Consider the following 13,047-nt stretch of genomic DNA (forward strand, 5'->3'; position numbering starts at 1 on the left):
CGTCGACGGGAACGGGACGTTGCCGATCCGCACCGCGTCAGCGGCGGCATAAGCCTCGTCAAGGGGAATCCGGTTGGCGATACTTGTCAGCGCCCGCGACGATGCCTGGGCGTTCAGTATCTGGTGGCGCGAGGCGTAGGGCCACAGCTCCAGTCCCGCTTGCTGTCCGGGATTCGCAGGCACAACATCATCCGTGTAGTCAACGTGGTCAGCGACGACAACAATGCTGTTGCCGTTGACGCGCGTTGTCCAGGCGAAGGCTGGCAGGTTGATGTCAATGGCGGAGAAGCCGCCGGACAGGCTGCCGGCTTGCAGCACCGTGAACTGCTGGGTTCTTGCCGGCGCGTGCGTCAGCACGGCGACGGACAGCCTGCCGGCGAGGCTTGCCTGCCCCGTGACCACCAGCCTGTCGGAACCGGCGTGTTCGTCGACGCGCACGGCGAGCGTTCCTGCGGCCTCCTGGAAATAATCGCCCTGGATGGTCAACTGGCCAACCGCATTGGAATATCCAGGGGAGAGGACGCCGCCCTTCTGGACGAAGCCGCCATGGGCGATGATCACGCCCGCGCCCGACACCCGGCCATTGTACTGGGTGAAACCAGCGTATTTGTTGTTGGGATCAGGGTCGATGAAACGGCCGGTTTCCAGCACGCCGTCGACACGGACGTGGCCGTTCTGCAGCAGGGTTTGCAACTCGACGCTGAGCTGCTGGCCAGTCTGAATCTCCAGCTTCGCGTCGGCGTTGGCGATGACCAGCCGGTCGATGACGGGCGCGTTATCAACGAAAACGTGCGAAGCGTTGGAGAGGAAAACTTCGTAGTAGCGGCCGGCATCTCCGTGGGACTGGCTATATGGGGCTCCGTCACGGTTGTAGGGCGCTGTGCCTGCAGGATTGCCCCCATCCGTCCAGGCGGCGGGGTCGCTCCATGCCCAGGTTCCTGGGTTCGCCGTGATGTAGCGGAGCGGATTGCTGGCGTCGATCCAGCCTCGGTTGAACGGAATCTCCGGGTACCTGGCGCTCGATCCGTAGCCTGCGCCACCCGCGCTCAATACGCCGATTTGCGCCAGTGAACCATCCGGCATCACCATGAACATGGGGCCGCCGCTATCGCCGGACTCAGGCGCAGACTGCCATTCCGGCACCGGCGCAGTCTGGTTGTACAGGTTGTGAGCCGCGGGATTGGCGGGGTCACGAAACTCGACCTGGACAAGAACATCCCCCAGAATGTTGGGACCCGTGGTTCCCACCGTTGTGTCGCCAACCCGGCGACGCAGGTCAGTTTGCGGAACTCCCGAAGCCACGCCATATCGGCCATATCCGGCGATGCGGACCAGCGTTCCCGGAGCGGGGAGCGCCTCGCCCGGTTGCAGCAGCCTGACAGGCGCAACATTGGTGACCGGGGTCTTCATGGCCACCAGCGCAACGTCGTTTGGATCTGCGGCAAAGAGCGCGTGACCAAAAAGCGGATTGACCGCAAACCCGGCGACTGCCCGGTCGCTGGTCGAGGCGTTCACCGCATCGGGCGCAAATTTGATCTCGCGATCCAACGCAGGATAAAGAGCCTGCGTCGTTTTGTTATAGAAGCAGTGGGCGGCGGAAAGTACGGTCCGGTGATTGAGAAGCGTTCCCGTACATAAGGTTCCGTTGGTCTTGTCGAAGACTGCAACGACATTCGGATAGGCGTTCCCCGCGTCATACCATTCGTGAACTTTTTCGGTGGGCGCGCCCGCGCCTGGCAGGTTGGCCGCCGCCACATCGTTCAGCACGATAGCGACCGCGGGCAGGGGCGCAAAGGCCAGCATGCCAGCCATCGCCATGAGCGCGATCCGTGAGGCGCCATACGACCATTGTCGCGACGCCCGGTCAGAAATCTTGTACTTATTGACGGCGGTGCTGTGCCTGCGCATCGATCATCCCAGAATGATTCGCGAAATATTTTCAGATTTATTGTATTCTTAAAATTGAATTTCTGAATATGTTCAAAAAATTATTGTATTGTCGTGGCAAATATACATAAGTATTGAAAATTGTTGTCCAGGCGTCTGGCGTTTTTCTGGGACATTTCATCGAGATTATTTTTGATTTTCAGGCTGTTGGCGTGGCTGATCCTGTGTCTGAGCTTGGGCGCGCGCGGTGGGTGCGCGCCCATAGCTGGCGGATCGCATGGTTGACGACGAATAATGGTGAGCATGGCGCAGCGCAGGTTGGGCAGGTCCGTCCAGCGATGTCGCGGCAGGATGTGGGCGCATCAGCATCTTCGCCATCTAGCGGCAAGTATTATCATCAGGTGGGAGGTAGATGTTTCAGGTGTTCTCAAGTGCAATAATTTGTATGTAAAATAAAAATCAGCCTGCAAGGCAGTTGAGCTGGAGGCGCAGAAAATGCGCGCGACAGGGCGGGCGGCATGCATGCCGGCGCGTCCCTGGCGCGCCGGGCATGCTTATGCGGCGTGGCGGGCCAGATTCCTCAGAACGGCTCGATGAGCCGCTTGCGGCTGGTCCGTGGCGGCGGGGGCGGCAGGTTGTCCAGCGTGCGCAGCAGAATGGCGCGGGTTTCCGCAGGGTCGATGACGTCGTCATAGATGAAGCGCGCCGCGCATTCGACGGCGGTATTGGCTTCCTTCATCTCGGCTGTCAGCGCGGCGTGGCGCGCCGCCCGTTCGGCCGGGTCGGCGATGGCCTCCAGCTCCTTGCCGTGGATGATGGTGACGGCGCCTTCCAGCCCCATGCCGCCATATTCAGCGGTCGGCCAGGCCAGCAGGATTTCCGGATCGAGCGGTCGCGAGCCCATGATGTAATAGCCAAGGCCATAAGCCTTGCGCAGCACCACGGTCATCACCGGAATGGTAGCGTTGGCCAGCGCCGTCAGCACGCGGGCGCTGTGGCGCATCAGGCCCGTGCGCTCGACCTCGGGCCCCACCATCAGGCCGGGCGTGTCGCACAGCACCAGCAGCGGAATGTCGAAGGCGTCGCAGATTTGCACGAACCGCGCCATCTTCAGGCAGGCGGGGGTGTCCATGGCGCCAGCGAGGAACATCGGCTGGTTGGCGATGACGCCGACCGGGCGGCCGTTCAGGCGGATGAATGAGGTGACCGCCGCCTTGCCATAACCGGCCTTGATTTCCAGCACGCTGCCTTCGTCGGCCAGGGTTTCGATGACCTTGCGCATATTGTAGGCGCGGCGCGGGTTCTCTGGCACGATGTCGCGCAGCGGGGCCTGATCGCGAGCCTTGCCCGACGCGGCCGGGGACGATCCCGGCGGATCGAAATAGGCCAGATATTTTTTGGCGACGGCGATCGCCTCTTCTTCGTTGTCCACCAGCACGTCGATGACGCCGGAGGCCCAGTGCGCGTCGGCGGGGCCAATTTCCTCTGGCGTGAAGCGCTTGCCCAGCGCCGCTTCCACCAGCGGCGGCCCGGCGAGGCCCATGGCCGAATCGCGCGTCGCCACCAGCAGGTCGCACATGCCGGCGAGGTTGGCGTGGCCGGCGAAGGCGCGCCCCGGCACGATGCCGATGGTCGGGACCAGGCCGGACAGGCGGGCGAACACCACGAAGGTGGGCGTCGAAGGCCTGGCGACCACGTGCATGTCGTGCGGCCGCGCGCCGCCGCCGTCCAGCCAGCAGATCACCGGCAACTGGCGTTGCTCCGCATGTTCGAACATGCGGGTGATCTTGGTGTGGTTGAGGGCGCTCTGGGCTCCGCCATAGACCGTGAAATCGTAGCCGACGAAATCGATGGCGCGTCCGCCGACCCGGGCCGTCCCCATCACCAGCCCATCGGCGGCCCCCTTCATGCCGTCGATCGCCGGCCGGACGAGGCCGCCGTATTCGGTGAAGCTGTCCGCATCGGCGAGAGCGGCGAGGGCCTCGCGCACCGTCCATTTGCCGCGTTTGCGTTGTCTGGCGACCTCGGCAGGGCGGGCGTCGTCGAGACGTCCTGCCTGCGCCGCGAAAAGGTTTTCGAGATCCTGGCGCACACTGTTGCTCCATAGGACATGGCGGCCGGATACATGCCGGCGTCGCCATGGGGTTTCGGGCGAAGCAAGCCTGCTTCGCGCGCACGAAATGCGATGAGGGACGGCGGGAGCCGCGGTCGGAGCGGCTCAGGCGATATGGAGCCTGGCGCTGTCCAGCTTCTCGCGCTTCAGGCGGATGCCGGCGGCCTCGCGGTCCCACGCGTCATCGGTCAGCCCCTGTTCGCGCAGGATGTATTTCTCCACCTTCTGCGTCGGGGTGCGCGGCAGTTCCGACATCTGGCGGATGTAGCGCGGCGTCATGAAGTGCGGCAGCCGCCGGGTCAGGAACGCCGTCAGCTCCTCCATGTCGATCTGCGCCCCTTCCACCGGAGCAATGATCGCCATCACCTCGTCCTCGCCGAATTCCGACGGCACGCCGATGACCGCCGCCTCGCGAATCTGCGGATGCGCCAGCAGCTCTGATTCCACCTCGAAGGAGGAGATGTTCTCGCCGCGCCGGCGCAGGGCGTCCTTCTTGCGGTCAACGAAGAAGTAATTGCCGTCGGCATCGCTGCGGAAGGCGTCGCCGGTGTGGAACCAGCCATTGCGCCAGGCCTTCGCCGTTGCCTCCGGGTTGCGGTTGTAGCCGTGGTTGAGCGCCCACGGGATGTCGGAGCGCACCAGCAATTCGCCAACCTCGCCGACAGCGACCTCCACGTCATTGTCGTCGACGATGCGGGCGTGGAAGCCGGCGCGCACGCGGCCGCAGGTTTTGGCGACGGTCGGGTTGGCCTCCGAGACGATGGGGCAGGAAATCTCCGTCATGTTGAACACGGTGTAGATGTCGACGCCGAAGCGGCGGGTGAACTCCGGCGCGTCTTCGCTCAGCGGCACCATCACCGCCTGACGCAGGGAGTGGTCGCGATCGCGCGGGGAGGGCGGTTCCTTCAGCAGGAAGGGAATCATGGCGCCCAGCAGCGTCATGGTGGTGCAGCCGGTGCGGCGGATCGTGTCCCAGAAGGTGCGGGTGTCGAACGCCTCCACGATGGCCACCGAGCCGCCGTTCAGCAGCATGCGGTTGACCGCGTTGGTCCCGCCCACATGGAACAGCGGCAGGTTGACCATGGCCCGGTCGTCCCTGGTGACGTTGTCCAGCGCTTCACACATGCAGGCGGCGTGGCGATACGAGGACAGCACCCCCTTGGACGGCCCCGTGGTGCCGGAGGTGTAGATGATCGACTGGGTGTCCCATGGCATGACCGGACGGGACAGTTCGCCGGGTTCGCCTTCGGCGCGGGAGAGGACCGTTTCCGGCAGGACCTCGAGAGCCGGAACGCTCACCGGCCGGTCGCCGATGCTGACCAGGGTCTTCAGGTCAGCCAGCTCCACATCGGCCAGCCGCCCGGCCAGCTGGCTGTCCGCCACCATCAGCCGCGCGCCGGAATTGGCAATGACATGGGCCAGCACGCCGCCGCGATAGCTGATGTTCACCGGCACATAGACGGCGCCGATGTAGTTCAGCGCGAACCACACGGCGATGGCGTGCGGACCATTGGGCAGCCACGACAGCACGTGGTCGCCCTGGGAGACGCCCAGCGCCGTGAAGCCGGCGGCGAAGCGCCGGGCGATCTGGCGGGTTTCGCCCCAGGTCCAGCTGCTGTCGTCGGCGAACAGGGCGAAGGTCCGCTCCGGCTGGGTGTCCGCATGCCGGTCGAGCACATAACGCAGCACGCAATTGCCCGAATCCCGCTGGGTCGCGATGTCCATGGTCCGTTTCCTCAAACGATGCCTGTATGGGCCGGGCGCAGGTCAGCCTGTGCGTCAGCCCGGTTAAACCGCCGCCAGTATTCTGGTCGGCGGCATAGGGGGCTCTCAGGGGGGCGACGCCTCCTTGCAAGGGTTGTTTCCGCCGCCCACGCGGGAGATTGCCGCTGTCGCCATGTCCTGCATCAGCGGCGACAGGGCGCGCAGATCAGTCGCGCCCTCGGTCAGCACCCATTCGACGAAGACGCCGCGAACCATGGCGACGATCACCGTCGCCAGCTTTTCGCAGTCGGCGTCGGCGGGAATCTCGCCAGCCTCGCGCGCCTCTTCCAGGTGCTTCTGGAAGCCGGCGGCGAAGGCGCCCATCAGCGCCTGCATGCGCGGGCGCAGCTCCGTTACGCCGTAAGCTGCGTCGACATACATGTAGTGCACGAACCGGGCGCCGACGGGGCTCTTCAGGCCGCCTTCGACATGGGCGGCGATGCGCGCCCGCACGGCGGCCAGGCCGCGCAGGGCCCCCACCTGCATCGGCGCCTGTTCGGCGAACCAGGCGTCGGCGGAATCGATCATGGCGTTGAGCAGGCCAAGCTTGCTGCCGAAGCGCTCCACCGGCAGGCCGCGACTGTAGCCGGCGGCGACGCCCACATCCGCCAGCGTCGTGCGCGCAACGCCCTTTTCCGCGATCAGTCCCATGGCGGCGACAATCATCCGCCGGTCGGAAATCTGGCGCCGTTCGGCGCGGCTGCGCGGGGCTCTGGCTGTAACAGGCGGGCGATGCAATGGAATTCCGTTCCCGAAAAAATCATGGAACGCCAGTTTCTACCACTTGCTGGCTGACTAGCAAGTGTTACCATGCCCCCAATAAAGACCGGAGCCCAGACGCGGGTCGCAGAACCCGCCGGGCTCCGCAGACATCGGGAAACGCCATGGACGACCGTTGCGGACGTTGGCCCGGCGCAGGCGCCGACGTCGCGACGCCGTCTCCAGAACAGCCAGAGAGCGCGATTGTCCGGGCAGGGCCCGTCGTCGCGCCTGGGAGGGATCGCCAATGAATCGCGCAGACCGGACCATCCTCACCGCAGCCGGAGCCATTGACCGGCGCAGCTTCCTTCAGCTTGCCGGACTGGCGGGCGCCTCGGCGCTGGGGGCGGGAATGGCCGGCGGCGCGGCCGCTGCTGAGCCGTTCCGGATCGGCTGGGTGCGGCCGACCACCGGACGCCTGGTCACCTCGTTCAATCCGCTCTACATGGGCGGCGTCATGGCGGTGGAGGAGATCAATGCCGCCGGCGGCATTCTCGGCCGCAAGATCGAGCGGGTGGAGGAGGATGACGAAGCCCTGCCGTCGAAGGAGCCCGGCATCGTCCGCAAGTTGCGCGGCGCCGGCATCAACTACGTCGTCGGGCCCACGGGCTCCTCCCAGTCCCTGTCCTCCATCGCCGCCACCACTGCGGCGAAGATGATCCAGGCCACCTATGCGGCGGCAGCGGAGGCCGGCGACGGCAAGCGCTATCCCTACCATTACCAGTTGCTGTTCAACACCGACCAGCAGGCGGAGATCTGCGTCGATTACATGCTGAAGAAGCAGGGGCTGAAGAAAATCGGCGTCCTGCAGGAGAATACCGCCTTCGGCGAGCAGGCGACCGCTTCAACGGTGAAATATCTGAAGAAGGCCGGGGTGGAGCCAGCGTCCATTCAGGTTTACCCGATCAACGCGCCTGATCTCGCCGCTTACGTGTCGAACCTGCAGAAAGCCGGCGTCGACGGCGTGATCGCCTGGATCGCCAATATTCCCAACGCGGCGATGATCTTCAACACCATGAAGTCGCTGGGCTGGTTCCCGCCTGTTACCGGCCACAGCGGCCTGTTCCTGCCGTCGCTGTTTGAACTGGTGTCGCCGGAGGCGGTGAAGAACGTCTATGGCACCTACTACAAATCCTTCACCTGGAACGGGACCGAGCAGCCCGGCGAGCGCCAGGTCGCGTTCGCGAAAAAGCTCGCGGAGTTGCCCGGCGCGAAGAACAATGAAGTCAATATCGCCGCCAGCCCGTATTACGATTTCGTCCATCTGCTGAAGCACGTCATCGAGCAGACGAAAAGCTTCGAGGTGGAAGACATCAAAAAGGCCCTCGACAGCACCCGCGACTATCCGGGGCTGCTCGGCAAGGTGTCGTTCACGCCGGAAAATCACAGCGGCATCGCCCTGGCCGACATCACCCTGGCTTCGGTCAGTTCCGGCGTCGACAAGCGCGCCATGGGCTGCATGCGCGAGCGCGCGCCGGGCCTCTGATCGCCGTCTTCCCACAGGACGACAACCGCAACGGGAGCGCTTTCCGGCCAGACCAAATCGGTGGTCGATCAGAAGGCGCTCCGGACTGGAAAAACTGGAGCGGATTCCGGTCGACACGGGTCGGCGTCAGCTCCAGGGGGCGGTTGCGTGGGCCCGGCGTCACGACGGCAGGCGGTCATTGCGCCAGGCCGTCCTTGCTCAGGGCTCGCGGCAACGCACAGGTGCTGGATCCATGGATATCGATATCCTCGCAAGAGGCCTGGTCGCGGGCAGCCTATATGCGCTGGTGGCGGTCAGCTTCAACATTCTCTACCGGCCGACCAATGTGTTTAACTTCGCCCAGGGCGAGCTGGTGATGCTGGGGGCCATGGTGTTCGCCAGCCTGGCCACCGTGCTCGGCTGGCCATGGTACGCGGCGCTGCTCGCCACCCTGCTGTGCGTTGGCCTGCTGACCCTGCTGATTGATGTGGTGGCGGTGGCGCCGGTGCTGGCGCGCTCGCAGCATGGCACGGGCTGGGTCATCACCACGCTGGCCGCATCGCTGATCATCGCCAATGGCGTCAACCGCATCTGGGGCCCGGATCCCATCGTGGTGCGCCCGCCGGCCCCCCTGGCCACCGACACATTCAAACTGGCTGGCATGACCGTGAGCGCGTACCAGATATTTCTGGTGCTGCTGACCATCGTGCTGGTGCTGGCCATCGAGCAGGTTTATCGCACCCGCCAGGGCAAGGCCGTGCTGGCCGTGGCCGAGGATCGCGAGGCGGCGCTGTTGCGCGGCGTCAATCCGTTGCGGCTCAGCCACTGGTCGTTCTTTCTCGGCGGCGCTTTCGCCGGCCTGACCGGCGTGCTCGCCGCGCCCGTGCTTTATGCCTCCACCGGCCTTGGCCCGGCGCTGCTGCTGAAAGGCTTCGCCGCCGCCGCCGTTGGCTCCATCGGCAACAATCGCGGCGCGCTGGTCGCCGGCTATCTGATCGGCGTCACAGAAGCGCTGGGCGCGGCGCTGCTGTCGCCGGGTTATCAGGAGGCAGTGGTGTTCCTGCTGGTGCTGTGCGTGCTGCTGGTGTGGCCGCACGGCCTGTTTGGCCGTCCCTTCGCGAGGACGGTGTGACCATGGCTGCTCCCGTTGCAACAGCCCGGAGCCTGCCGGGCATACTGGCGCAGGCAGCGCTGATCGCTGTCGTCCTTGCCCTGCCGCTGGCGCTCGATCCCTATGGCTATGCCCTGTTCGTCGCCACCCAGCTCGGCGTTTTCGTCATTGCCGCCATCGGCCTGAACCTTCTGGCCGGTTACGCCGGCCAGGTGTCGCTGGGACATGGCGCCTTCATCGCCATCGGCGCCTACGCCACGGCGTTGCTCACGGTGGATCACGGCTGGTCGTTCTGGCTGGCGGCGCTGGCCGGCGTGGTGCTGTCGGCGCTGATGGGCGTGCTGATGGCGCTGCCGTCGTTCCGCCTCTCCACCTGGTATTTCGCCTTCATCACTTTGGCCTTCGCCCAGGTGTTCGAGAAGATGATCGTGGAGTGGCGCGGCCTCACCAAGGGGTTCGCCGGCGTTGTCGGCGTGCAGCCGCCATCCCTGTTCGGCCATGTGTTGACGCCGGCGGGCGTCTACTGGCTGGTGGCGGTGATCGCCATCATCGGCTTCTGGCTGGTGAACAATCTCGTCCGCTCGCGCTTCGGCCGCGGCTTTGTCGCCGTGCGCGACGCCCCCGCCGCCGCCCAGGCCGCCGGGGCCTCGCCGGCGCGGCTGAAAATGCTGGCCTTCGTCATCGCCGCCTGTTTCGCCGGCGTCGCCGGCGCCTTCTTCGCCGTTCAGAAAACGGTGGTGACGCCGGACGACTTCACCGCCGAGTTTTCCATTTTCTTCCTGCTGACCGTGGTGCTTGGCGGCCTTGGCACGCGCTGGGGGCCGGTGGTTGGCGCCCTGGTGTTCTTCCTGGTTCCCGAATTGCTCACCGGCCTCGAAAGCTGGCGCATGATGGTCTATGGCGCGGCGCTGCTGGCGTTGATGCTGTTCGCGCCTCATGGCCTCGTTGGCGCCGCGCGCAGCCTGTTCGACCGCTTGCGGCCAAAGCGGGCGGCGCGGCCGGCGGAAGTCCTTCTGCCCGAGGCCGCGCATGTGGAGCGGCCCGCCATCAGCGGCCTGCCGCTGGAGGTGAAGGACCTGCGCAAGAGCTTCGGCGGCGTCGTCGCCCTTGGCGGCGTCGATCTGTCGGTTGCGTCTGGAACCTGCGCCGCCATCGTTGGCCCCAATGGCTCGGGCAAGACCACATTGCTCAACCTGGTCGGCGCATACTACCGGCGCGACGCCGGCGAGGTGCTGCTGGGTGGGCGTGAGACGAAGGGCCTGTCGCCCCAGCAGATCGCCGGCGAGGGGCTGGGCCGCACCTTCCAGACGCCGCGCCTGCTGGGTGAACTGACGGTGCTGGACAATGTGCTGCTCGGCGCCTTCCGGCGCGAGCGCGCCTCGCTGCTGTCGACCATGCTGCGGCTGCCCACGGCGATGTCGGAAGCGGCGCGGCTGCGGGCCGAGGCCATGGAGCTGCTGGCCTTTGTTGGCGTCGCCGACCGGGCCGATGATCTGGCCAGCGAAACCCCGCACGGCCATCAGCGCCTGGTGGAAATCGCCCGCGCCCTGATGGGCGGGGCCCGGCTCATCATGCTCGACGAGCCGGCCGCCGGTCTGTCGATGGCCGAACTGGATCGCCTCGAACAGCTGATCCGGCGCATTCTCGCCCTCGGCGCCACGGTGGTCATCGTTGAGCACCACCTCGACCTGGTCGCCAGCATCGCAAGCCATGTGACCGTGCTGGATCGCGGCGTCGTGCTGGCCTCGGGCGCTCCCCAGGCAGTGTTCGCCGACGCAACCGTCATGGCTGCATACATGGGAGAGCGGGCCCTGAGCGACCCGACTTCGGGCGATCAGATTGGGGACCAGGCTTCAGGCAATCAGCCGGCTGGCGACGGTTCCCGGCCGCGCCCGGTCCCGGCGGAAGGAGCGTGAGCATGACCATGGCTTCGAGTTCCTGCCAGAACGGCGAACTGTTGCTGTCAGTTGAAAATGTTGATGTCGGCTATGGCCATGTCGGCGTGCTGGAAGGGGTGTCGCTGTCGGTGCGCCGCGGCTCCATCGCCGCCCTGGTCGGCCGCAACGGCGCCGGCAAGTCGACGCTGTTGCGGGCGATTTCCGGCCTGCTGACCCCGTCGCGCGGTCAGATTGTTTTCAACGGCCGGACGATCAGCCGCGACAAACCCCATGTGATCGTTGGGGCAGGGCTGTTGCATGTGGCGGAGGGGCGACGACTGTTCCGGTCCCAGAGCGTCGATGACAATCTGGAGCTTGGCGTTTACGGTCTGAAGTTGGATGCCGCGGCCTACCGGCGGCGCCTGGCGCGGGTCCATGAACTGTTTCCGGTTCTCGAGGAGAAGCGCGGCCTGCCGGCCGGGGCGCTCTCGGGCGGCCAGCAGCAGATGCTCGCCATCGGCCAGGCCATGATGCGCGAGCCGGCGCTGCTGATGCTGGACGAGCCGTCGCTTGGCCTGTCGCCGTTGCTGGTCGATCAGGTGTTCGCAGCGATCATGGCGCTGCAACAGGCGGGCACGACGATCCTGCTGGTTGAGCAACTGGTCGAGCGGGCGCTCGAAATCGCCAGCGAGGCATGGGTCCTGCAGAACGGCCGCATGATCGCCAGGGGCCCCGCCGCCCAGATTTCCGCCAGCGACGAACTGCGCGCCGCCTATATGGCGGCGCACTGAGATGCTGCAATAAATCGTGTAATATCATCCATTTGCTGGATTATCCTGAATCAGTTTGACAGCGGCGCGCCTTGGGCGCTGAGACTGCTGAAGGCGCGCGTGGATTCTATTTCAGCGTGGTGAGCACCACGCCGGCGGCGATGAGCGCGACGCCGAGCGCCGCCTTCAATGAAATACGCTCTCCCAGAAAACTGATGGCGAACAATGTCGTCAACACGACGCTGAGCTTGTCGACGGGCGCCACCTGCGCGGCGGGTCCCAGTTTCAGGGCGCGGAAATAGCACAGCCACGACAGCCCCGTCGCCACGCCGGAGAGCGCGAGGAGCGCCCATGTTTTCAGCGGAATTCCCGTGGGCGCGCGCCACTGGCCGGTCACTGTCACGAGCATGGCGGTGACGGCGAGGATCACCACGGTGCGGATAAACGTCGCGAGATCGGCGTTGATGTCGCTGACGCCGACCTTGGCGAGAATGGCGGTGAGCGCCGCGAACACCGCCGACAGCAGCGCCCAGAACTGCCAGGACGTGACCTGAAAAAATGCCTGCACAAGAGCCTCCTGATCCGGTGACCTGACTGGCTGGCCATCGCCGGCAACGCCCTTGGCGTCCAGAAGGAACATGGCGTCACGCAGTCTCGCCGTCCCTGTCGTCGCCGCTGCGCCAAACCAGTTCTGCGTCGCAACGCGTCATGAATCTGCAAAGAAGATCCGGTAAAGCGCCCGACTTTGTCCCGGGAATCAATCAAATTGAATCAACTGGCTGATTCATGAAGGACACGCGAAGTAACAGCCACCAAACGGCCTCGAAATGTTAACGAGTGCTGAACGACGTGCGGTAGCGCGGGCCAGTTGGGGGCAAAGTCGTGTCATTTGCGCCACAATGACGCCCAAAAGGCCTCCAGAGCGCTAACCTGGCCGGAGTTCTGGTTGATCGGACCGCCTGCAACGATAATGTGACCGCCAGTGGGAAATTCCCGCCATGCAGTCGCTTCGTAATGAGGCCTGCGAGCGGGAAGAGATGAGGGGGAGCCGGACGGTCCCGTCGGGCGGTCTGGCGTTTCATTTCCCATGGGGTCTCAAATCTGGAGGTTAACATGAAGCTCGCAAAGAGCCTTCTCCTCGGTTCCGCAGCCGGTTTCCTGGCTGTCGCCGGGGCACAAGCAGCGGATCTTCCGATGACGAAGTCCGCTCCGGTTGAATATGTGAAGGTTTGCGCGACGCACGGCGTCGGCTTCTTCTACATTCCGGGTACGGACACCTGCATCCGCATCGGCGGCCGCGT

10 protein-coding genes are annotated in these 13,047 nt (G+C 65.2%); 5 read left to right on the top strand and 5 right to left on the bottom strand.

The genetic code is table 11. The features are described 5' to 3' along the window. From ACERNI_RS17515 to ACERNI_RS17530, 4 genes are all read right to left on the bottom strand, one after another. A partial coding sequence (locus ACERNI_RS17515) for a trypsin-like serine protease (protein WP_448834513.1) occupies positions 1-1,908 on the bottom strand: 1,908 nt, incomplete at its 3' end. A gap of 559 nt (positions 1,909-2,467) precedes the next feature. Further along, positions 2,468-3,979: an acyl-CoA carboxylase subunit beta gene (locus ACERNI_RS17520; RefSeq protein ID WP_448834514.1), complete on the bottom strand. Its 1,512-nt coding sequence runs from the start codon at positions 3,977-3,979 to the stop codon at positions 2,468-2,470. Between the two features lie 126 nt (positions 3,980-4,105). Then, entirely contained in the window at positions 4,106-5,725 is a 1,620-nt protein-coding gene (locus ACERNI_RS17525) for an AMP-binding protein (protein ID WP_448834515.1), read from the bottom strand. A 105-nt stretch (positions 5,726-5,830) separates the two neighbouring features. After that, complete coding sequence (locus ACERNI_RS17530; protein ID WP_448834516.1) at positions 5,831-6,502, bottom strand: TetR/AcrR family transcriptional regulator; 672 nt, start codon at positions 6,500-6,502, stop codon at positions 5,831-5,833. Positions 6,503-6,770: 268 nt separating this feature from the next. On the opposite strand from ACERNI_RS17530, the gene ACERNI_RS17535 reads away from it, so the two are divergent. From ACERNI_RS17535 to ACERNI_RS17550, 4 genes are all read left to right on the top strand, one after another. Next, on the top strand, positions 6,771-8,009 hold the full coding sequence (locus ACERNI_RS17535; protein ID WP_448834517.1) for an ABC transporter substrate-binding protein: 1,239 nt from the start codon (positions 6,771-6,773) through the stop codon (positions 8,007-8,009). Between the two features lie 232 nt (positions 8,010-8,241). Then, complete coding sequence (locus ACERNI_RS17540) at positions 8,242-9,120, top strand: branched-chain amino acid ABC transporter permease (protein WP_448834518.1); 879 nt, start codon at positions 8,242-8,244, stop codon at positions 9,118-9,120. A gap of 2 nt (positions 9,121-9,122) precedes the next feature. Beyond that, on the top strand, positions 9,123-11,015 hold the full coding sequence (locus ACERNI_RS17545) for a branched-chain amino acid ABC transporter ATP-binding protein/permease (RefSeq protein ID WP_448834519.1): 1,893 nt from the start codon (positions 9,123-9,125) through the stop codon (positions 11,013-11,015). A 2-nt stretch (positions 11,016-11,017) separates the two neighbouring features. Further along, a complete protein-coding gene (locus ACERNI_RS17550; protein ID WP_448834520.1) occupies positions 11,018-11,767 on the top strand; it encodes an ABC transporter ATP-binding protein in 750 nt (249 codons plus the stop codon). Between the two features lie 106 nt (positions 11,768-11,873). Here ACERNI_RS17550 and ACERNI_RS17555 read toward each other — a convergent pair whose 3' ends face one another. Then, positions 11,874-12,314: an EamA family transporter gene (locus ACERNI_RS17555; protein WP_448834521.1), complete on the bottom strand. Its 441-nt coding sequence runs from the start codon at positions 12,312-12,314 to the stop codon at positions 11,874-11,876. A gap of 545 nt (positions 12,315-12,859) precedes the next feature. On the opposite strand from ACERNI_RS17555, the gene ACERNI_RS17560 reads away from it, so the two are divergent. Further along, on the top strand, positions 12,860-13,047 hold a 188-nt coding region (locus ACERNI_RS17560; RefSeq protein ID WP_448834522.1), incomplete at its 3' end, for a porin.

It is taken from the genome of Camelimonas sp. ID_303_24, from assembly GCF_053543495.1.

What these genes read in the sequence shown, in the direction of transcription:
- ACERNI_RS17525 (WP_448834515.1), bottom strand. Translation starts at nt 5,725, where the DNA reads ATGGACATCGCGACCCAGCGGGATTCGGGCAATTGCGTGCTGCGTTAT.
- ACERNI_RS17535 (WP_448834517.1), top strand. Translation starts at nt 6,771, where the DNA reads ATGAATCGCGCAGACCGGACCATCCTCACCGCAGCCGGAGCCATTGAC.
- ACERNI_RS17540 (WP_448834518.1), top strand. Translation starts at nt 8,242, where the DNA reads ATGGATATCGATATCCTCGCAAGAGGCCTGGTCGCGGGCAGCCTATAT.
- ACERNI_RS17545 (WP_448834519.1), top strand. Translation starts at nt 9,123, where the DNA reads ATGGCTGCTCCCGTTGCAACAGCCCGGAGCCTGCCGGGCATACTGGCG.
- ACERNI_RS17550 (WP_448834520.1), top strand. Translation starts at nt 11,018, where the DNA reads ATGACCATGGCTTCGAGTTCCTGCCAGAACGGCGAACTGTTGCTGTCA.